General features: G+C 54.4%; 19 protein-coding genes and 1 pseudogene. 11 read left to right on the top strand and 9 right to left on the bottom strand.

Annotation, left to right across the window (positions count from 1 at the left end; translation table 11 throughout):
• Nucleotides 1-250: 250 nt before the first annotated feature.
• The gene (gene cho, locus JHD74_RS03065; protein WP_074028623.1) at nt 251-1,123 is read left to right on the top strand and encodes an excinuclease Cho; all 873 of its coding nucleotides are present in this window, start codon (nt 251-253) and stop codon (nt 1,121-1,123) included.
• A 45-nt stretch (nt 1,124-1,168) separates the two neighbouring features.
• On the opposite strand, the gene JHD74_RS26860 is transcribed toward cho, so the two are convergent.
• Nucleotides 1,169-1,300, bottom strand: coding sequence for a hypothetical protein (locus JHD74_RS26860; RefSeq protein ID WP_255519147.1), 132 nt, complete (start codon nt 1,298-1,300; stop codon nt 1,169-1,171).
• A gap of 322 nt (nt 1,301-1,622) precedes the next feature.
• Between JHD74_RS26860 and umuD the strand changes: the two genes are divergently transcribed.
• From umuD to JHD74_RS03050, 3 genes are all read left to right on the top strand, one after another.
• Complete coding sequence (gene umuD / locus JHD74_RS03060) at nt 1,623-2,045, top strand: translesion error-prone DNA polymerase V autoproteolytic subunit (protein ID WP_024528804.1); 423 nt, start codon at nt 1,623-1,625, stop codon at nt 2,043-2,045.
• Nucleotides 2,045-3,316 (top strand): translesion error-prone DNA polymerase V subunit UmuC, encoded by a 1,272-nt coding sequence (gene umuC / locus JHD74_RS03055; RefSeq protein ID WP_199061664.1) that lies wholly within the window; start codon nt 2,045-2,047, stop codon nt 3,314-3,316. Before umuD ends, umuC begins: the two co-directional genes overlap by 1 nt.
• Before the next feature lie 159 nt (nt 3,317-3,475).
• Nucleotides 3,476-4,225: a VanW family protein gene (locus JHD74_RS03050; protein ID WP_233169424.1), complete on the top strand. Its 750-nt coding sequence runs from the start codon at nt 3,476-3,478 to the stop codon at nt 4,223-4,225.
• A gap of 65 nt (nt 4,226-4,290) precedes the next feature.
• Here JHD74_RS03050 and JHD74_RS03045 read toward each other — a convergent pair whose 3' ends face one another.
• From JHD74_RS03045 to JHD74_RS03030, 4 genes are all read right to left on the bottom strand, one after another.
• The gene (locus tag JHD74_RS03045; protein ID WP_074028626.1) at nt 4,291-5,079 is read right to left on the bottom strand and encodes an inositol monophosphatase family protein; all 789 of its coding nucleotides are present in this window, start codon (nt 5,077-5,079) and stop codon (nt 4,291-4,293) included.
• 21 nt (nt 5,080-5,100) lie between these two features.
• Nucleotides 5,101-6,162, bottom strand: coding sequence for an ABC transporter ATP-binding protein (locus tag JHD74_RS03040; RefSeq protein ID WP_021181066.1), 1,062 nt, complete (start codon nt 6,160-6,162; stop codon nt 5,101-5,103).
• Nucleotides 6,159-8,387, bottom strand: coding sequence for an iron ABC transporter permease (locus tag JHD74_RS03035; protein WP_074028771.1), 2,229 nt, complete (start codon nt 8,385-8,387; stop codon nt 6,159-6,161). The genes JHD74_RS03040 and JHD74_RS03035 overlap by 4 nt, the downstream gene beginning before the upstream one ends.
• Nucleotides 8,388-8,461: 74 nt before the next feature.
• Entirely contained in the window at nt 8,462-9,490 is a 1,029-nt protein-coding gene (locus JHD74_RS03030; RefSeq protein WP_024528809.1) for an ABC transporter substrate-binding protein, read from the bottom strand.
• Nucleotides 9,491-9,706: 216 nt separating this feature from the next.
• Here JHD74_RS03030 and JHD74_RS03025 point away from each other — a divergent pair, with 216 nt between their 5' ends.
• Both JHD74_RS03025 and JHD74_RS03020 read left to right on the top strand, forming a co-directional pair.
• Nucleotides 9,707-10,747, top strand: coding sequence for a LacI family DNA-binding transcriptional regulator (locus tag JHD74_RS03025; RefSeq protein WP_024528810.1), 1,041 nt, complete (start codon nt 9,707-9,709; stop codon nt 10,745-10,747).
• Nucleotides 10,748-10,903: 156 nt separating this feature from the next.
• Nucleotides 10,904-11,446 (top strand): fimbrial protein, encoded by a 543-nt coding sequence (locus tag JHD74_RS03020; RefSeq protein ID WP_065685567.1) that lies wholly within the window; start codon nt 10,904-10,906, stop codon nt 11,444-11,446.
• Between the two features lie 90 nt (nt 11,447-11,536).
• Here JHD74_RS03020 and JHD74_RS03015 read toward each other — a convergent pair whose 3' ends face one another.
• The 3 genes and pseudogenes from JHD74_RS03015 to JHD74_RS03005 all read right to left on the bottom strand — a co-directional run bounded on the left by JHD74_RS03015 (nt 11,537) and on the right by JHD74_RS03005 (nt 13,572).
• Nucleotides 11,537-12,520 (bottom strand): hypothetical protein, encoded by a 984-nt coding sequence (locus tag JHD74_RS03015; protein ID WP_074028627.1) that lies wholly within the window; start codon nt 12,518-12,520, stop codon nt 11,537-11,539.
• A gap of 64 nt (nt 12,521-12,584) precedes the next feature.
• On the bottom strand, nt 12,585-12,905 hold the full coding sequence (locus JHD74_RS03010; protein ID WP_024528813.1) for an AzlD domain-containing protein: 321 nt from the start codon (nt 12,903-12,905) through the stop codon (nt 12,585-12,587).
• Nucleotides 12,905-13,572 (bottom strand): annotated as a pseudogene (locus tag JHD74_RS03005) (AzlC family ABC transporter permease). The gene JHD74_RS03010 and the pseudogene JHD74_RS03005 overlap by 1 nt, the downstream one beginning before the upstream one ends.
• 113 nt (nt 13,573-13,685) lie before the next feature.
• Here JHD74_RS03005 and JHD74_RS03000 point away from each other — a divergent pair.
• The 4 genes from JHD74_RS03000 (at nt 13,686) to JHD74_RS02985 (ending at nt 18,250) form a co-directional block, all read left to right on the top strand.
• Entirely contained in the window at nt 13,686-14,234 is a 549-nt protein-coding gene (locus JHD74_RS03000) for a helix-turn-helix domain-containing protein (protein ID WP_021181074.1), read from the top strand.
• Between the two features lie 481 nt (nt 14,235-14,715).
• On the top strand, nt 14,716-15,645 hold the full coding sequence (locus JHD74_RS02995; protein WP_021181075.1) for a sugar ABC transporter substrate-binding protein: 930 nt from the start codon (nt 14,716-14,718) through the stop codon (nt 15,643-15,645).
• Nucleotides 15,646-15,722: 77 nt separating this feature from the next.
• Nucleotides 15,723-17,207: a sugar ABC transporter ATP-binding protein gene (locus JHD74_RS02990; RefSeq protein WP_199061652.1), complete on the top strand. Its 1,485-nt coding sequence runs from the start codon at nt 15,723-15,725 to the stop codon at nt 17,205-17,207.
• Nucleotides 17,208-17,224: 17 nt separating this feature from the next.
• The gene (locus JHD74_RS02985; protein ID WP_024485369.1) at nt 17,225-18,250 is read left to right on the top strand and encodes an ABC transporter permease; all 1,026 of its coding nucleotides are present in this window, start codon (nt 17,225-17,227) and stop codon (nt 18,248-18,250) included.
• A 53-nt stretch (nt 18,251-18,303) separates the two neighbouring features.
• Here the strand turns inward: JHD74_RS02985 and JHD74_RS02980 are convergent, their stop codons facing one another.
• On the bottom strand, nt 18,304-18,768 hold the full coding sequence (locus JHD74_RS02980; RefSeq protein ID WP_199061650.1) for an NlpC/P60 family protein: 465 nt from the start codon (nt 18,766-18,768) through the stop codon (nt 18,304-18,306).
• 611 nt (nt 18,769-19,379) lie between these two features.
• Here JHD74_RS02980 and JHD74_RS02975 point away from each other — a divergent pair.
• On the top strand, nt 19,380-20,735 hold the full coding sequence (locus JHD74_RS02975) for a nucleobase:cation symporter-2 family protein (protein ID WP_199061648.1): 1,356 nt from the start codon (nt 19,380-19,382) through the stop codon (nt 20,733-20,735).
• The last annotated feature ends 12 nt before the right edge of the window (nt 20,736-20,747 follow it).

Raw genomic sequence — 20,747 nt, 5'->3', positions numbered from 1 at the left:
ATGGTATAGCCTCAATATTAAAAATGCTGCGCCATACAGGATTCGTGATGTTCTTGTCGGGGGGCCATCAGTAGGGGCAGAAATTATCTGCGCGAAACGACTCTCTCTCATCCAACTCTCCCCGAACAAATCGTAGGTATCATGAGTGCTTCTACAGGGATAGGGTGAGAGGAATAGCTTGACCACAAACTCCTTCAAACCCTCACCCAACCCCGCTATACTGTATAAAAAATCAGTATGGAGTTTGTCATTGACCAGACGTTCTGCCGCACCAAGGCTCGAGTTTGAAGCGGAAGCTATCTACCAGTACCCGGAACACCTACGCCAATGGCTGGAAGGCTTGCCTGCTCTACCTGGGGTATACCTGTTCCACGGCGAGTGCGAAACCATGCCGCTCTACATCGGTAAAAGCGTGAACCTTCGCAGCCGGGTGCTTGCACATTTGCGTACCCCAGACGAAGCAGCCATGCTGCGCCAGGCCAGGCGTATCACCTTTATCAGAACAGCGGGTGAAATAGGGGCGTTGTTGCTGGAAGCGCAACTGATTAAACAGCAGCAACCGCTGTTCAATAAACGCCTGCGCCGCAACAGGCAGCTCTGCGCGTTGCAACTCAATGATGACAAACCCACGGTGGTGTATGCCAAAGAGGTCGATTTTGCCCGGCACGCTGGGCTGTTTGGCCTTTTTGCCAACCGGCGCGCGGCACTACAAGCGCTGCAGTCTATCGCCGATCAGCACCAGTTGTGTTATGGGCTGCTGGGGCTTGAGCCATTAAGCAAAGGCCGCCCTTGTTTCCGTTCGGCATTGAAGCGTTGTGCCGGAGCTTGCTGCGGTAAAGAAAGCCTGGCCGATCATCAGCAGCGCTTGGCCTCAGCGCTCGAGCAAAGCCGAGTGGTGTGCTGGCCGTGGCGTGGCCCGATAGCCTTGCGAGAGCAGGGGGCTGATATGGCGCAGTACCATATTATTCACCACTGGTTATGGCTGGGTGCAGTAGATAGCCTGGATGAAGCGGGGGAGTTAATGATTGCGGCGCCGGGCTTTGATAGCGATGGTTATAAAATCTTATGCAAACCCGTGATCGGTGGAGAGTACGAGATTATCGATCTCTTCGAAAAAACCTGAGTTAACGGCTTCGCGCCAGCCAGAAGACCTGCGCGGATGTCGTTATCAAAGACGGACGCCAGAACCGATGCCAATGGTGGCCGTTGAACGCCCCGAACTCCCGCCAGAGCCAGAAACGCTGACCGTAGAACACCCAGCCAACAGGATGATTAAAAGGGTACCTGCAATAATTTTCATAAGCCTACCGGGTTAGCTAAGTACTAAAACATGTCCTAAGACTGAGTTAATCAACTTATAGAAATCTGTCAAGGCGTTTGCTTTACGCCGGGGTCAGATATTGAGTAACCAATTTTAGGTTCTATAAGGGAAATTGGAGTTCGTAATTCTTTAACTCTCTGCCGCACGTGCGTAGCATGCAGCGCCCCTACACTGGTCGCAGCCTAACCTGACTTTCTTTCCTTACCGATCATACCCATATCATTCACCTTGAAAATCTCTCTTCCGTCAGCCATTCAGCACAACTATACTGTATAAAAACACAGTATAGAGACATACCCCTATGAAACACTTTGTTCCAACACCAACCCCAGAGAAATTGTACCTGCCACTGTTTTCCGATCGGGTGCCTGCTGGCTTCCCAAGCCCGGCGCAGGACTACGTCCATGCCAGGATCGATCTCAACGAATACTGCATTAGCCACCCGAACGCCACTTACTTTCTTTATGCCTCCGGTGAAAGCATGCTGGAGGCGGGTATTACCGATGGCTCGATGCTGGTGGTCGATTGCAGCATTGGGGCCGAACATGGCGATATCGTGATCGCCAGCGTTGGTGGGGAGTTCACGGTAAAGCGGTTATGTCTACGGCCAGTCGTACAGCTTGAACCGATGAACCCCAACTACCAGCCAATCCCGCTACATGATGGAGCTGAAGATTTAGATATCGTTGGCGTCGTGGTGTCGACTATTACGAGGCTGAAATAATGTACGCGCTGGCCGATGTGAACAGCTTTTATGCCAGCTGTGAAATGCTATGGCGGCCCGATCTGCGTGGCCGCCCGGTGGTGGTGTTATCAAACAATGATGGCTGCGTAGTGGCCCGTAACCAAGAGGCCAAAAAATTGGGGATGACGATGACCGGGCCGTATTTCAAGGTCAAGCAGCAGTTGGAACGTGCGGGTGGTGTCGCTTTCAGTAGTAACTATGAGCTGTATGCCGATATGTCAGCTCGGGTGATGACGGCACTGGAAGAGTTAGTCCCCCGCGTTGAGATCTATTCTATCGATGAAAGCTTTCTCGATCTCTCCTCGGTACCTAATTGCGGGAATCTGGAACTGTTTGGGCGGCAGATCCGGGACAAAGTGCGGAGCGATACGAGGCTGAAGATCGGGGTCGGGATCGCACAAACTAAAACGCTGGCCAAGCTGGCAAATTTTGCTGCCAAAAGATGGGTGAAACAAACCGACGGCGTGGTCGACCTTTCCAGCCTGGAGCGGCAGCGTAAGCTAATGCATAAAGTGCCAGTAGAAGAGGTCTGGGGCATTGGGCGGCGGATAGCAAAAAAGCTGAACGCGATGGGGATAGAAAGTGCGCTGCAACTGGCTGATGCCAGCACCACCATGATACGTAAACGTTTCAGCGTGGTAGTCGAACGTACTGTGCGGGAACTGTGTGGCGAGCCTTGCCTGGAACTGGAAGAATTCGCGCCAACCAAGCAGCAGATTATCAGCAGCCGTAGCTTTGGTGAGCGCATCACCGAGTATGAACATATGCATCAGGCGATCTGCTTATACGCCACGCGGGCGGCAGAAAAGCTCAGGGCGGAACGGCAATATTGTCGGCACGTCAGCGCCTGGATCAAAACCAGTCCGTTCGCCACTCACGAGGCCTATTACGGTAATTCGGCCAGCGTCAAATTGAACACGCCAACGCAAGATACCCGCGATATTATTGCTGCTGCGATGCATTGCCTGGATGCCATTTGGCAACCCGGTCATCGTTTCGATAAGGGCGGCGTGATGCTGCAGGATTTTTTCAGCCGGGGTATCGCCCAGCTCGAACTGTTTGACGACTATCAACCAAGGCCCGGTAGCGAAAAGCTGATGCAGGTGATGGATCATATCAATAACTCGGGCCGGGCCAAGCTGTGGTTTGCTGGCCAGGGTACGCAGCAGGTGTGGTCGATGAAGCGTGAACTGTTGTCACCGGCTTATACCACCAGGCTGAGTGATTTACCCCGTGCTCGGGTATACTGAACGGTGCTGTTCTTTGACCACTATGCCATAACGTGGTGGTTAATGGTTTTTCTCCTAATTTATCATTAAGTTACTGGTTAATGGATTAACGCTATGCGCAGGCCTTTATCATCCTATCATCCACTGCTTTATTGGCTGCGAGTTCGGCAAAAGCGAGTTTTGCGCCATCTTGCGTGGCAATGGTCATCGCGCCGGTACGCCATTGAGAAAACGCCGGGGCAGCGGCTGGATCACCGTTTTATCAAGCACACCTCGAAGCTGATCCGCAAGCTGGGCAATAGCGATATAGGCTTGCAGCACAATAAAGTGATTAATCTGCGGCTGGCGGTTGCGGCAACCAGTGGAATTATTATCAAGCCGGGTGAGTATTTCTCATTTTGTAAGCTGGTGGGGAAACCGACTCGCGCGCGTGGTTTTGTTGAAGGGATGGAGCTGTCGTTTGGCGAAGCGCGCAGTGGTATTGGCGGCGGCATTTGCCAGCTCAGCAATTTAATCCACTGGATGGCGATCCACTCACCGTTGGTGGTGGCCGAACGGGCAAATCACAGTTTTGATCCTTTCCCGGACGAAGGCCGTATATTGCCTTTTGGCTCGGGAGCCGCCATTTTCTACAACTATATCGATCTGGTGCTGTATAACCCGACTCAGGATAGCTTTCAACTGGTGTTCAACGTTGCAGAGCATCAGTTGGAAGGTGAGCTGCTGTGCTCGGCTCCCCGCACGGTTAAGTATCATGTCTACCAGAAATCCCACCGATTTATCCGTCGGCAACAGCGTATTTACCGGCAGAATGAAATCTGGCGTGATATCTCCACCAAAGGGCAGGACTCGGTGTTATTACAGTCCGAACGGCTATATCTGAACGATGTGGTGGTAAAATATGATATTGAAGAACAACAGGTTGAGTAAACAAGCTCAACCTGTTAATCCGTCGGGGTCGACAATGGTCCGGCCCCAAACAGAGAGAACACGGGTTACAGCCGTGCGATCCGTAACAGCTCATCCTTGGCTCCGGGGGCAACGGCCAGCACCGGCCCGCCGTGCAGCAGGTGGTTTTCCCCAGTATTAAATGGATGCGTCCAGCCACCAGCCTCGTTCACCAGGCAGTAACCCGCCAGACAATCCCAGGCGTGCATATAAGGTTCGTAGTAACCGACCAGCCGGCCTGCGGCAACCCAGGCCAACATCATGGCCCCGGAACCGTTGCGGAAAAAATTGCCGCCAACCGCCGTGATCTCAGCGACGATCTCACCAACGCGTTCGGGGGCCACATAGCTGTTGGCACCAAAGCCGGTGATGTGATTTTGCAGCGTGCGCGCCGGATCGACGTGTAGCGGCTTGCCATTAAGCGTTGCGCCTGCGCCACGTGCCGCGACAAAACACTCCTGCTGGCAAGGCGCCATAATCACGCCAATCACCGGATCGCCATGGTGAATGACGGCAACGGAAACGCACCAGTTCGGCATGCCGTTGACGAAGGGGCTGGTGCCGTCGATCGGATCAACCACCCAGGTGTAGCCCGAACTGCCGGATTGCAGGCCAAACTCTTCACCGAGAAAACCGTCGTCTGGGAACTGCTGTGCAATACGCTCGCGGATCAACAATTCAACTTCGCGATCGGCGATGGAAACCACGTCCTGCGCATCACGCTTGGTTTCAATCACCAGGCTTTCGCGGCGGTTGAAATAGTCCAGCGCCCTGGTTCCCGCCTCACGTGCGACCTGCTCGGCCAACGCCAGGCGTTGGGAAATCTGCTCATTCATATCAAGTCCTTAAGTTTGGGCTCACTGGGCAATCAGCGCCAGCCCCTGAGGTTTAAAATCAATGGCCACGCGGGTCATCGGCGTCAGTTGGCGCTCCATCTGCACGTCGACGATAAACAGTGCGCCGAGGTCGGTTTTCACTTCATATTCGATGTGGTCGCCGAGCCAGATGCTGTGGGTCACTTCTCCGTTCAACGCGCCAGCCTGGTCCGCATGCAGGGTAATAAACTGCGGGCGTACCGAAAGTTGGGCGGCACCGGGGCGGGCTTTGGCTCCCGGTATCCGATATTGACGGTTGCCCAGGCTGATCAGCGCCTCATTCCCCTCCACCCGTTCAATCGCGCAGGGCAGGATATTCGCCTCGCCCATAAAGTCGGCGATAAACACCGAAGCGGGGGAGTGATAGAGTTCCTGCGGTGCCCCTTGTTGGGCAATATGCCCGTCTTTCATGACAATAATCTTATCGGAAACCGCCAACGCTTCTTCCTGATCGTGCGTGACGTACACCGCCGTAAAGCCGAGGCGCTGTTGCAAATCGCGGATCTCGGTACGCACGCGGCGGCGCAGGCGTTCGTCAAGGTTGGAGAGGGGTTCGTCGAGCAACAACACCTGCGGTTCTAACACCAGCGCACGCGCCACGGCGATGCGCTGCTGCTGTCCACCAGACAGCTCGGAGGGCAGACGTTGGCCCATGCTTTCCAGGCCAACCAACTTCAGCACCTCACGTGCCCGATCCTGCGCCTCTTTACGCGATAGCTTGCTGGCGAGCAGGCCGTACATCACGTTGTCCAACGCGTTCATATGCGGGAACAGGGCGTAGGATTGGAAAACCATCGCGATGTCACGCTCGTTGGCGGGCAGATGTGTTACGTCTTTGCCGCCAATTAGGATGCGCCCCGAAGTTGGGTGCTCCAAGCCAGCCAGCAGACGCAGCGTGGTGGTCTTTCCGCAGCCGGAAGGACCGAGCAGCGTCACTAGCGTCCCTGGCTCGACGGTAAGAGAAAGGCCGGGCAGGGCGACAAAATCGGCAAACTGTTTGGTGACGTTTTCAAACACCACCGAACCGGAACGAATGGCAGTCATACGGCATTCTCCTGTTGTAAGGTTGCCGGAGGGATCGCCGGCGGTGTGGCAATGCGGGATACGCGGCGCAGGCGGCGTTCGCCGACCAGCAGTTGGAAGGTCAGGATCACGGCCATCATCACCACGATCAGCACTGAGGAGTAGGCGATAGCCACGCCGTATTCTCCGTTTTCAACCAACCCAACGATGTAGGAGGTGGCCATGTTGTACTGGGCACTGACGAGGAAGATCACCGCGCTGATGGAAGTGATCGCCCGCACAAAGGCATAGACCAGGGCCGCGCTGATAGCAGGTTTCAACAGTGGCAGGATCACCTTGCGCAGGGTGCAGAAACTGCTGGCGCGTAGCGTGAGCGAAGCCTCGTCCAGACTGCGATCCAACTGACTCATGGCGGCGATGCCACCGCGTACGCCAACCGGCATATTGCGGAACACAAAGCAGGCAACGAGGATCAGAGCCGTACCGGTGATCTCTAACGGTGGCAGGTTATAGGCCATGATGTAACTGACGCCGATCACCGTGCCGGGGATGGCAAAGCTGAGCATCAACATAAACTCGAAGGCCTGGCGGCCAACAAACTTTTGCCGCACGATCAGCCAGGCGGTCAGCATGCCGACGATGGCCGTGAGCGGTGCGGCAATCAGCGAGATCTCCATGGTGGTCCAGAACGAGTTCCAAGCCACGCCGGTCCAGACGATCTGGCCATCGTTCCAGTGAAAACCGAAGGCACGGGCGTAATGAGCTAACGTCAGACTGCTGTCTAGTCCCCAGGACTGGACAAACCCGCCGATCAGGATCATGCCGTAGACGACCAGCGTGAACAGGCCCCAAGGGATCACCAGCAGATACACGCCATAGCGCAACCCGCGCGGTAGCCCGCAGTGCGTACCTGCATCCCCTTTGCCGGTGACGGTGGCAAAGCTCTTCCCTGCCAGCCACAGACGCTGCAAAACAAAGGCGCTGAGCGTAAAGCACAGCAGGATGATCGCCAGCACCGCCGCGCGGCTCGGATCGTTCTGCGCCCCGACCACCGAGAAGAAGATCTCGGTCGACAGTACCCCGTGGCTGCCGCCAAGCACCATTGGGTTACCGAAATCCGCCATGCTTTCGATAAAACCGATCAGAAAGGCATTCGCCAGCCCAGGTGCCATCAACGGCAATGAAACATAGCGGAAGGTACGCCAGCGATTGGCGCGCATGGTTTGCGAGGCTTCCTCCAGCGAAGGGCTAACGCCTTCCACCACGCCAATCAACACCAGAAAAGCGATCGGCGTGAAGGAGAGCACCTGAGCGATCCAGATCCCGGTCAAACCATACAGCCAGCGGCCAGGCTCAATGCCGAACAGGGTGAATAATAGTTCGGTCACCACACCAGAACGGCCAAACAGCAGCATCAACGCCAGGCCAATCACGAAGGGCGGCGTGATGATCGGCAGCACGGACAGCATGCGCAACCCTTTCTTGAATGGCAGCGGCGTGCGGGTGGCGGCCAGCGCAAAGGCCAGGCCAAGCAGCGTAGAACCGCTGGCGGTCATCAGTGCCAGCCACAGAGTGCGCCAGGCGGTGCCGCAAGTGCCACCGCTTAAACAGCTGAGGCTCCAGATCGCCGGATCGCGCATATTGGTGAGCAGGCCATCTGGCTTAAACGAGCCATCCACGTCCTGTACCGAGGCGACGAACATGCTCAGTACGGGATAGAGCACGAAGGTGCTGACCAGCGCCACCAGCAGTACAATCGAGCTGACGACAAAGGCATCGCCCTTCAGCACGCCACGTTCGGCAAGCCCAAAAGAGAACAACAGCAAAAAGGTGGTGAGAAGCAGGATCGCGCCAGCCCCAAAAGCGGGTTGGCCGTCACCGAGCGCACCAAACAGCTGTTCGCTCCATTGCCAGTTCCAACCGTTGTAGCCGATGGCATGGCCTTCAAACAGCAGGAACAAAATGCCCACGGCACTGGCATATATCAGTAATTGGGAGCGTAACCGGCCCACCTGTAGCAGCCGACCTAGCGCACCCGTTAACAGCAGTAACAGGGCAATCGCCAGCCAGGGGCGTTGAAACGCCAGTATCTGCCATAAGGCCGGGGCATTCTGCCGATCCTGCCAGAGCGTATTCAGCCAGCCAAAGCCGAAGAATCCGGCTTCCTGGCTATACCAGGGCAGCAGCAACACTGCCAGCGCTCCCAGCACCAAAGCCCCATCCAATCGGCGGTTTTGAGCATTCATTGTGACCTCAAACATGCATGATTCCTGTTAGCGCCTTAGCAAACGCATCGGCGCGGAGGAGGATGACGTGATGATTATTGAGCACTGGCACCGATCTCTTTATCCCAGCGGCTGAGCAACTCTTTACGTTTTGCCGTATCGCCATAGGTTTTAAAGTCGTAATCAATCAGCTTGATGTTTTCGAAGCGCGGAGAGTATTCGGAGATCGCTGCGTTACGGTTTGACGGCAGTTGGTAAGATTTGGCGTCTTTCATGTGTGACTGAGCCTCGGCACTCAGCGCCCAGTCGTACCACACCTTGGCGCTAGCGAGGTTACGAGCACCTTTGACAATCGACATGGAGCCAATTTCAAATCCGGTGCCTTCACAGGGGGCAACGGCCTTGACCGGGAAGCCATCCACCTGCATGGCGACGGCATCATGCATAAAGACGATGCCGATGGTGGTTTCACCGCGCGCCGCCGCTTTAACCGGTGCTGAACCCGACTTGGTGTACTGCGAGATATTGGCGTTGAGTTTTTTCAGGTAGTCGAAGGCTTTCTCCTCGCCCATCAGTTGAACCAGAGTGGCGAGTGTGTTGTAAGCGGTGCCGGAAGAGTTCGGGTTCGCCATCTGGATCTCGCCCTTGTAAGCCGTGTCTAACAGATCGCTCCAGCAGGTCGGGGCTTTGATTTTTTTCTGCTCCAGTAGCTGGGTGTTGTAACCCCAGCCCAGCGCTCCGGCGTAGATGCCCACGGTGCGATAGTTGGCGCTTTCTGCCTGCTTACGCGCCCAATCTTGCTGTTGATCCAGTAGCGGTGACTGGTAGGCCTGGGTTAACCCTTCGTTGGCCGCTTGCATATGCGGATCGCCAGTGCCTGCCCACCAGATATCGGTGCGCGGGTTGCGAGCTTCGGTGCGAATACGGGCATAGGCTTCCCCGGCGGAGAGGCGCACCATACTGACTTTGATATCCGGATGCTGTTGCTCAAACAAGTTGGTCATTTGCTCACAGACCACGACGTCAGCGGAACAGATCATATTCAACTGCTCGGCAGCGTGGACAGAGAAGGCTGAGAGCGCGGTGCCAGCGACGATGGCCGCCATCAGATTGACTCGATGCATGGTGTTCTCCTGGTTGGTGTAGGGTGGCGATACGTTGTCGCCATTTCTTTGCACGTGTGTGCAAATAACTAGAGGATAAAAATCGCACTGTCAATTGCGCTGCGAAATAATTCAACCTCTTCGTCACAAAAATGGAACAATCATGCCAATAAAAATTTGCACAGCTTTGCAAAGTGCGGCAAAATTTTCACCAACGCGCGATGGATGGGTGTAAAGATGGCGGTAGACAAAATGATGATCAGTGCGAAAGACGTGGCGGAGCTGGCGGGGGTCTCCCGTTCGGCAGTTTCTCGCACCTATACGCCCGGTGCCAGCGTGTCGGCGGTAACCCGTGCAAGGGTGATGCGGGCCGCTGAAGAACTGGGCTATCACGTTAATCATCTGGCGCGGGGGTTGGTGCGTAATCGCAGCGGCATTGTGTGCCTGATCGTGTCAGAACTGGCGACGCCTTATCGGGCCAGCCTGGTAAGATTACTGACCCAGCATTTGCAGGAAGCGGGGAAAATTACCATGTTGATCAACACCGATCGTCCCGATGACAGCGTATCGCAGGCGTTGCAGCAGGCCATTAACTTCCGTGCGGATGCCTCTTTTGTCCTGTCCGGCATGCCGGACAGTGCGATCGCTCGCCTGTGCCACAAGCACGGCCAGCGGCTGGTGTTGATTAACCGTAACGACGCGTTGCCGGGTTCACTCAGTATCAACCAGGATAACGAAGAGGCGGCGGGGCGGATCGTGATGGCGTTTGCCCGTGCGGGTTGCCAGCGGATCGCGTTTGCCAACTCTTTGGCGGGCACGCCAAGCCTGATGGCGCGTGAACGTGGTTTTATCCAGGCGGCGCAAGCGGCGGGGCTGGCGGTCACCGTCGAACGTTTTGGCACCACCTCCTATGAGAGTGGGCAGATCCTGGCGCACCGCTTGTTAACCCGGCGGGAACGTCCTGATGCGGTGTTCTGTGTGACCGATCTGCTGGCCTGTGGCTTTATGGATGAGGCGCGCCATCGCTTTGCTCTACGCATTCCAGAAGATCTTTGTGTTGCTGGCTTCGATGATATTCCGCAGGCGGCATGGTCCTCCTACAACCTCACCACGTTTACCCAGCCAGTGGAACAGTTTGCCCAGGATGCGGTGGCATGGCTGATGGCAGAGGAAGAGAAGGAAGAAAACCTGGAGTCTGAGCAGGGGCTGGATAGTCCAGGAGAAATGCGGATGTATCATGCCGATTTTATATGGCGTGGCACTATTCGCGGTGGTTGACACTATCCCCGTCCTGCCATTGACAGCACAACGGTAACAAAAGGAACCCTTATCATTAAGTGGGTAATATTTAGTTAAGCAGAACAAACACTGCGAATTAAATCGGGTGGAACATCAGTTTCACTGTGCTCTCTTATTAGAATAAGGATATTTACCATGAATAATACCGTCAATGGAACCATCAATTTTGCTGGACAAATCGTTGCCCAAACCATGGGGATTGAAGAGGGTGGCATTATTGTACAGCGACCACGCAGTGCTGGCCTCACCGTCAGCGTTAACGGCAGCGAAACCCAAAATGGCTATGTGCAGCTTGGGGCAGTAAGCGAAGTACAGCTGGCAAACTCAGGTGCACAGGCACAGGCAACCCGCTTCGACATCCGCGTTGCAGGTATCCCGGAGCAATATACTCACGCCTTGGTGTTTTTTGAGGGGGGCGCCACGGTTGATGCTGTCACCGGCGGCCTGATTAATATGGCGGAGGCAGGTAACGTACAAATTCAGCTGCGTGACCAGCAAAACAATATTGTGCAGGCGGGCAGTAATGCTCAGATGGTGAGTTCGGCGTTTTTCCCGGTGATGAATGGTGAGGTTTATGCCTCCTTCGCCGCAAACTTCTGCAGTACCGGCCGCGCAACGCCGGGTAATGTGGCGAGCAAGGTTGATTACACGCTCTACTTATTTGAGCTGGCGGCCTGATTGATCAATCACGCTATTTAACCCACCGCTCGGTGGGTTTTAGAGTGCTTCCCCTCTCTCAAAGGGCGAGGGAGCCACTCGGGCCTGGATTTATTGCCCAGCCAAACCATCAGCCCTCACCCAGCCCGTGGTTTTATCGCCGGTTTTGGGGTGAATATAGCTTACAAACAAAAAGTCCTTATAAGGCTGCCCGTGCGTGGCGGTAACGCTATCGCCATTGACGACAAACTTCCCGCCTTCATCTTGGCAGAGCTTATCCGGCGAGTCGTAAAAATAGAGTTTTTTGCTCTTCACCAGATACTTCGCCGTAGGTGAGGCCGCCTTGCTTATTGCAGCTTCGGCGCCGGCCTGGGCATCTTGGCAAATCTCGTCGAGCGGGGCCAGGCGGTCAACGTTTATCCAGCCGGAGGCATTGCCATAACCGACTAACAGATAGCCATTTTTCTCACCTTCGACGGGCTCAAGCGCGGCATAACCCACCACTTGCACCTTGTCATTCGGGATCACAAATTGAGATTCATTGACGCACTGCTCGGTGGGGGCGGCGTGAAAATAAGCCCGGCCTTTACCACGCACCACATATTTAGGGGAATCGGCAATGATTGGGCCTAATTTCATCTGGTCCAAAATGGTCGCACAGCGCTGCTCCTTCTGTAGGCATTGCTGATATTGTTTGCCGTACTGTGGATTAAAGGTGAGTTGCAGCGGATGCTGTTCGTCGGCACTGTTATCCAGTAGCAGTCCGGTTTGCGGATCGTACATGACCCAACCAAGATGTCCGGCCCCTGGCGAATCAGGTGAGGCTGGCCTGCGGCGATCGAACAACTCAATGGCCTGTATGCCGTTAGCTCGTGGTTCAATATTAATTTCCAGCTTGTCCGCTGGCACTTTCTCCGCCCGGATCAACGCCTGATTGCTGCTGGCTAACAGCTTGACCAACGGGGTCTGGCAGTCAAACAGCGAAGCTGGCCGCTCGGGGGTAAAACCTGGGCCCACTGGCGTCACGGCCTGTAGCGCTGTCCAAGGCGCAAGCAGCACTATTCCAACTACGGCTAACGTGGCGAGCTTCTCCATTTCTATCCCATCTCCGGTGAGGCAGCATACCTGCCGGCCGCCATCATACCCGGCCAGCGGTGAGTTATGCCACACCGGCTACCCGCAACAGCGCCGTCACTGCCGCTGCAGCCAGCAATACCACGATTAACGGCGTTTTCCTCCAGGCTAATAATGCTCCCACGGCCACGCCACCCAAGCGAGCATAACCGGCAAAGTGTTGCCCTTCGAACAGCGTCGCGATCACCGCTACGGCCAGTAGCAACGTGGTGGCGGAGTCGGCGAGCAAGGCCTGAACCCGGTCAGAAAAGCTCAGGCTGCGGCCCAGCAGGAAACCGGCAAAGCGAAACGCAAAGGTACCGCTGGCCAGGATCAGAATGCCAATGATGAGTGTTTGGTTATCCATTATTTTTCTCGCTTTCTGATCAATAAACCCAACAGTGAAAACAGCACCGGCATGCCAATCGGTACCAAGGGTACGCTAGCCAGGGCAATCAGGGTGCCGGAGCAAGCGGAAATACTGGTGCGCAGATTTTTCAACGAACCAACAATCAAGGCCAGCAAAATGGTGGGGAACACGGCGTCCAGCCCGATGGCATTGATATCGGGAATAAAGCTGCCAATGGTGCCGCCAATCAACACGCCCAACGGCCAGCAGGCGGCGATCCCCAGCCCACAGAGCCAGTAGGCTGCCCGTTTTTGGTCAACGTTGGTTGCGAAATGCCGAACACCACGCTTTCATCGTTCATGATATGGCAACCCAATAACTTAAAGCGGCTGCGTTCGATCACCTCTTTCACTGCCATACCGAACGGCAGGTGGCGTGCATTCACCAGTAGCCCGGCTGCCGCTGCCGCAAAGGGGCTACCACCGCTGGCTACGATGCCGATAAACAGAAATTCAGAGGCACCCGCCAACACCAGTAACGACAGCATCAGCGGGACCCACAGCTCGAAACCCAGGCCGGTCGCCAGCGAACCATAGGAGATCCCTACGATGCCGTCTGCCAGGCAGACCAGCGCGATCCCTTTGATCACCCCTTTATCGAGCGAGGGGAAAAAGTTTTTAGCCATACTATTTTTCTCACTGCCTTTCTCAAAACGAACGGTTGTTCTATTATAATGAACACTTCAATCTCGATTTACAAGTCGAACGATCGTTCGTTATAAGGTGAGTTACGCGGCCTATGAAACAACCCATCAATATCATTGCTGAAGCCTTGGTGCGCGAACGCCAGCGCACGGGCCTCTCACTGGCAGAAATTGCCCGCCGGGCAGGAATTGCCAAATCCACGCTGTCACAACTCGAAGCGGGGAATGGCAATCCGAGCCTGGAAACGCTGTGGGCACTCTGCGTCGCGCTGGATATCCCCTTTGCGCGTTTGATGGAGCCGCAGCAGAGTAAAACGCAGGTGATCCGGCGTGGGGAAGGGGCTGCGGTGGTGTCGGAAGTGGCTAACTATACGGCGGTGCTGTTGGCAACCTGCCCGCCTGGCGCACGGCGGGATATCTATCTGCTGACGACCCAGCCGGGAGCAGACCGCCTTTCTCATCCACATCCGTTAGGCTCGGTGGAACACATCGTCATCACCCAGGGGCGCGCCTTGGTCGGGCTGGTGGAGGAGCCCGCCGAGCTGAATGCCGGGGATTATATTTGCTACCCAGCCGACCGGCCGCATATCTTCCGCGCCCTGGAGCCGGATACGCTGGCCGTGCTGGTCTCAGAACAAAACTAGCTCCGGCAAAAGCTTCCAGCGGTTCGCTAATTCCTCATGTAGGGCGCCACATGCTGCGCCCGCCCCGCTAACCCCAGCCGTAATCCCTTCGAGCAAACGCTGCCAAACCAGACGGACCGACGGTCACTTTGCGGCCATTTGTTAGATCCCTGTCATGTTTTTGTTACTTGCTCATTCCAAAACGCACGTTTCGCTTGTTTGGGTTAAAAAATTTCATTAGTCTTAATTTTGAAACAAACGTTTGACAAGTGAATGAGGTGTTTAACAATTACATCAAGAACTCATTTCAATGCATTGTTTTAAATGTTGTTTTTAATTACCTCCAAGTATCTCGCAACCAGTATTAACTGATGAAATACCGCGTGGAACAGGGCTTTAAGGCGATAATAACGAGCGGGTTGTTGTTTGAATGTAAAAAATATTTTTCATTGGCCGTCAAATCAACAGGCCTCTTCACTCTAACGATTAAAGGGTACAGAACATGAAGCTGAAGAAATTGATCGTCACCTCGCTACTGATGTGCATGCTGCCAGCCTCGGTGTTAGCCAAAGATATCAAGATCGGCGTGTCGATGGCCTACTTTGATGACAACTTCCTGACCATCCTGCGCCAGTCCATGCAGAATAAAATGAAGCAGGAAGGTAACGTCAGCGGCCAGTTTGAAGATGCCAAAGGCGATATCGCACAGCAGATCCAGCAGATAGAGAACTTCGTCAGCCAAGGGGTCGATGCCATCATCCTTAACCCGGTGGATACCCAGGGCGTCAAGCCAATGATCAAGCTGGCGGAGAACGCCCATATTCCACTGGTGTTCGTCAACCGTCGGCCAGAAGCCACGCTGCCAGCCGGTATGGCCTACGTAGGTTCAGATTCCAAACTGGCGGGCAAGCTGCAGATGGAGGAACTGGCCAAGCTGATGAACGGCAAGGGTAACGTGATGATCCTGCTCGGTGAGCTTTCCAGTGAAGCCACCCGTGACCGGACCCGTGGCGTTGAGGAAGTGGTGGCCCAATATCCGAATATTCATATCATCGATAAGCAAACCGCCAAGTTTTTCCGCAAAGAGGCGGTTGACGTGACGACTGACTGGATCCTCTCCGGTCAGCAGATTGATGCTATCGCTTCCAACAACGATGAGATGGCGATCGGTGCCATTCTGGCGCTGAAACAGGCGAAGAAAACCGGTGTGCTGGTAGCGGGTGTCGACGGTACGCCAGATGCCCTGGAGTTTATCAAGAAGGGGGATTTGAGCCTCAGTATCTTCCAGGATGCCAAAGGCCAGGGGGAAGGCGCAGTACAAACCGCCATTCAGCTGGTTAAGGGGGAGAAGGTTGAAAGCAGCGTCATGATCCCTTACCAACTGATCACCAAAGCCAATTACCAAGACTTTGCCGACAAGAATAAAAAGTAATTACCAACCGGCCCCTTGCCTAACGGTGAGGGGCATCGTTCACAGCGATCGGCAGGATAACGGCGGAGGTTATCAGTATGTATCCTTATGTGCTGGAGGCGGAAGGCATCAGCAAACAGTTCCCGGGCGTTAAGGCGTTGGATAACGTGTCGCTCAAGATCAAACCGGGCAGTGTGCATGCGTTAATGGGGGAAAACGGTGCCGGTAAATCAACGCTGATGAAGTGCTTAATCGGTATTTATCGTCCAGATGCAGGCACTATCAAGGTCAAAGGGCAGCCGGTGACGTTTAACGATACGCTGGCGGCCTTGCACTCGGGCATCTCCATGATCCACCAGGAACTGAACCTGGTGCCGCATATGACGGTGGCAGAAAATATCTGGCTGGGGCGTGAACCCGCCAAGCTGGGTTTTGTGAATCACGAGGAATTGAACCGTAAAACCCGCGAACTGTTGGCGCATCTCAAGATTAAATTAGACCCGGAAACTCAACTAGGCAAGCTGAGCATCGCCAACCAACAGATGGTTGAGATTGCCAAGGCGGTATCTTATAACGCCGACGTATTGATCATGGATGAGCCCACTTCGGCATTAACGGAAGGAGAAGTGGTACATCTGTTTGCGATCATTCGTGAACTGAAGCAGCAGGGCAAAGGCATTATCTATATCAGCCACAAAATGGATGAAATCTTTGCCATCACCGACGAGGTCAGCATTTTCCGCGATGGCGCCTCGATCGCCAGTGATAAAACCGAGAACCTGACCAAACAGTCGCTGATCACCATGATGGTGGGCCGCGAGCTGACCCAGATGTTCCCCAAGTTCAATAACAACATCGGTGAAGAGGTGTTGCGTGTGGCTGGGTTGCGGCGCAGCGGCTGGTTTCACGATATCTCCTTTGCGGTTAAGCGCGGAGAAATCCTCGGAGTTGCCGGGTTGGTGGGCGCAGGGCGCAGCGAAGTGATGGAGAGCCTGTTTGGTATGCACCCGGCCGAGGGGGGCGAGATTTATATCGAAGGCTTGCCGGTAAAAATAGACTCCCCCTCCAAAGCCATCGAGCAGGGGCTGGCATTCCTGACCGAAGACCGTAAAAAGTCTGGGCTGTTTCTGGTGCTGTCGGTGGTGGAGAACATGAGCATCGTCAACCTTTCCGCCTATACCAGCAAAAACGGGTTTGTCAGCCAGACGCAAATGGCGAAAGACTGCATGGAGCAAATTAGCAAGCTCAATATTAAAACCCCGACGATGGATCAGATTATCAATAACCTCAGCGGCGGCAATCAGCAGAAGGTCTTGATTGCCCGCTGGCTATTGGCGCAGCCGAAGATCCTGATCCTGGATGAACCCACGCGCGGTATCGACGTGGGTGCCAAGGCGGAAATTTATCGCCTGATCAGCGAATTGGCGCACCGTGGCGTCGCCATTATTTTGGTTTCGTCTGAACTGCCGGAAATACTCGGCATGAGCGATCGCGTCATGGTGATGCACGCCGGACGCATTACGGGGATCCTGGATAAAGATGAAGCAGACCAGGAAAAAATCATGGCGTTGGCCTCGGAATAACGCAAAGGTAAAACACAATGAATAACGTCAAAGTGGAAACTCAGCCGGTCAAAGCCTCGCTGTTTGCCGGTTTCAGCGGCAAGCTGCCGAAAGATACCGGCATCTTTATTGTCATGATTGGCATTGCGCTGATTTTTGAAATGCTGGGCTGGTACGTGCGCGATCAGTCGTTCCTGCTTAACCCGAACCGCCTGCTGCTGATCGTCTTGCAGGTGGCAATCATCGGCATCATCGCCGTTGGCGTCACCCAGGTCATCATTACCACCGGTATCGATCTCTCTTCTGGCTCGTTGATTGCCCTGACGGCGGTGGTGGCGGCCAGCCTGGCGCAAACCTCCGAAAGCATTTCGCCCATGTATCCGGGCCTGCTGGATTTGCCTGCTGCGATCCCCATCGGGGCTGGGATTGGGGTGGGTATTATTTGCGGGTTTATCAACGGGTTCTTGATCACCCGCACCGGTATTCCACCGTTTATCGCCACCTTGGGGATGATGGTTTCTGCCCGTGGTTTGGCACAGTATTACACCAAAGGTAACCCGGTCAGTTTCCTGTCGGATGGCTTCACCTCGATTGGCCAAGGTGCCATGCCGGTGATTATCTTCCTGGTGGTGGCGGTGATTTTCCATATCGCCCTGAAACACACCCGTTATGGCAAATACGTGTATGCCATCGGCGGCAACATGACCTCGGCCAGGGTCTCAGGGATCAACGTCAATAAATACCTGGTGACGGTCTACACCATTGCGGGTGGGTTGGCAGGATTAGCGGGCGTGGTACTGGCGGCACGAGTCAGTAGCGGGCAGTCGAGCATGGGGGTGTCTTATGAGTTGGACGCCATTGCTGCAGCGGTCATCGGTGGCAGCAGCCTGATGGGCGGAGTGGGGCGCATTACCGGCACACTGATCGGCGCGGTGATCCTCGGCCTGATCAAAAGTGGCTTTACCTTTATTGGCGTAGATTCCTACATTCAGGACATTATCAAAGGCATGATCATCGTGGCCGCCGTGGCTATCGATATGCGCCGTAACCGCAAGAAGCTGTGATCCTCGCCTTGGCCGCCGGTGTGGTGACCGGCGGTTTGGCCAGGTGGGCAGGTTTATGCATCGCTGCCATTGATACGCCGGGCCAGTTCGTAACGCTCGCCCCAATATTGGCTATCCAGGCTGGAAACGGTGACGCCCATACTGGTAGAGGCGTGAACAAACTCACCCTCTCCGATATAAACGCCGACGTGGCGCTGACGGGATGAGGTTTTGAAAAACACCAAATCGCCAGTGTTTAATTCACTTTTAGCTACTCGCGAGCCCAGCTTCATTTGTTCACCGGTGCTGCGTGGCAAACTGACGGCAAACTCATCTTGAAACACGCGCTGCATATAGGCTGAACAGTCGATGCCTTTGCGCGAGTTACCCCCGAATTTGTATCGAACTCCTTCCCATCGGTCATAATGCGACAGGATTTTTTTTAGCTCCTGAGTATTATTGTGGCCGGAACTGGCTGAAGCGGAAAAGCTCATGCAAAAAGCTGAGCAAGTGAGAAATACGGCAAAAAATTTAAGCATAAAAGATTTCTGAAAGAGCAACTGAACGTCTATCCCTGTAATGGAGTGGCCGGATCGCCTGACTCATTCCCTGTGAGTGATGGTAATATACACAGTTGTTGCTCAAAAACAAACCAAAAACAGGCTAATTATTAACCGTAACTATGCGGTTATCGGCTTGTTACTTTTGATAGCGTGCCTCTGGTTGGCTGTGGAAACCCAGGAATGACGGGCAATCAAGGGATTAGTTACCGGTGGCAGATTTTGCCAACCAAAATTACAACATGTTGCTGCTGTCGGTTTATCGGCTGGGGATGGTAGTGGGATCTCAAATTGAGACGAATCATATTGGTAATTTTATCAATCGCGCCATTTTCGCCGGCGGTGAATGTTATTTTTTATCTAATTTAATGTTAATTAAATCGAAATAAATTAAGCCTCATCTGTGATGGTTTTCGCATTTAAAACTATCCCCTGCACAATACCAACCGCGAACGGCCCACTCTGCACACAATATGCATGCCCCGACCTCGTGCCGTACATCCATTATCAGGGGGGTTATCAGGCTGTGCCCTCGAATCGTAGCCATCAGGAGTGACAATCTGATCAAGGCCGTACAGGAGTGAGGTTCCATGACCAATTTGAATACTATTTTGCCCGGCGAAAAGGCGCAGACGACTAAAAAACCAATTGATAAAGTTGAAGAGATATTGCCCATTGCCCATCTTTTTACCCTGGGGTTTCAGCATGTCCTGGTGATGTATGCGGGGGCGGTTGCCGTGCCATTGATGATCGGTGGCAGCCTGGGGCTGGATAAGCTGCAGATTGCCTATCTGATCAGCTCCGATCTGTTTTGCTGTGGCGTGGTGACACTATTGCAATGCATCGGGATTGGCCGCTTTGCGGGTATTCGGTTGCCCGTCATCATGTCTGTCACCTTCGCAGCCGTCACGCCGATGTTGGCTATCGGAGCCAACCCCGAAATCGGCCTGACCGGTATCTTTGGTGCCACTATTGCGGCTGGAGTTATCACCACGTTGCTGGTGCCGTTGGTAGGCCGTTTGATGCCGCTGTTCCCAACCTTGGTGACGGGGATTGTGATCACCTCTATCGGCCTTAGCATTGTGCGGGTCGGGATAGATTGGGCCGCCGGGGGCAGGGGTAATGCCAACTACGGTAATCCGGCCTATATTGGCGTCTCGCTGCTGGTGCTGATTTTTATTTTGCTAATCACCCGGTTTAGCAAAGGCTTTATCTCCAATATTTCCGTGCTGTTGGGGATTGGCTTCGGTTTTGTGGTGGCACTGCTGATGGGAGAGGTCAGCTTTTCTGGCCTGGATGATGCCGCCTGGTTTGCCATCGTGCGCCCCTTTGCCTTCGGTTGGCCGACCTTTGATCCGGCTTCGATTATCACCCTGACGATCGTCATGCTGATCGTATTTATTGAATCGATGGGCATGTTTATGGCGCTGGGGGAAATTGTCGGTCGCCCAACCACCAAGCAAGATGTGGTCCGTGGGTTGCGGGTTGATGGCCTGGGAACCATTATCGGCGGTATTTTCAATACGTTCCCGCATACCTCGTTCTCCCAGAATATTGGCTTGGTCAGCGTTACTCAGGTGTCCAGCCGCTGGGTGTGCGTGATGGCAGGTTTGATCCTGGTGCTGTTCGGCCTGATCCCCAAAATGTCTATTCTGGTAGCCTCGATCCCGCAGTTTGTCTTGGGGGGCGCGGGTATCGTGATGTTTGGCATGGTGCTGTCTACCGGCATCAAGATCCTGACCAGGGTCAACTTCAATACCAATCGCTATAACGCCTATATTGTCGCCATCAGCCTGGGGCTTGGCATGATCCCGATTGTAGCGGCTGATTTCTTTACCCAGATGCCAGCGAGCCTGCAACCGTTGCTGCATAGCGGCATTTTGCTCTCTTCAGTGGCGGCGGTGCTGCCGAATCTTTACTTCAATGGCTATCATCCGGAGGAATAATGCTGCCGTTTA

It is taken from the genome of Serratia sp. ASV30 (genome assembly GCF_016428815.1).
GTDB classification, from domain to species: Bacteria; Pseudomonadota; Gammaproteobacteria; order Enterobacterales; family Enterobacteriaceae; genus Chania; species Chania fonticola_C.
The sequence above is the reverse complement of the archived record's forward strand: the minus strand, read 5'-3'. Positions and strand labels throughout refer to the sequence as shown.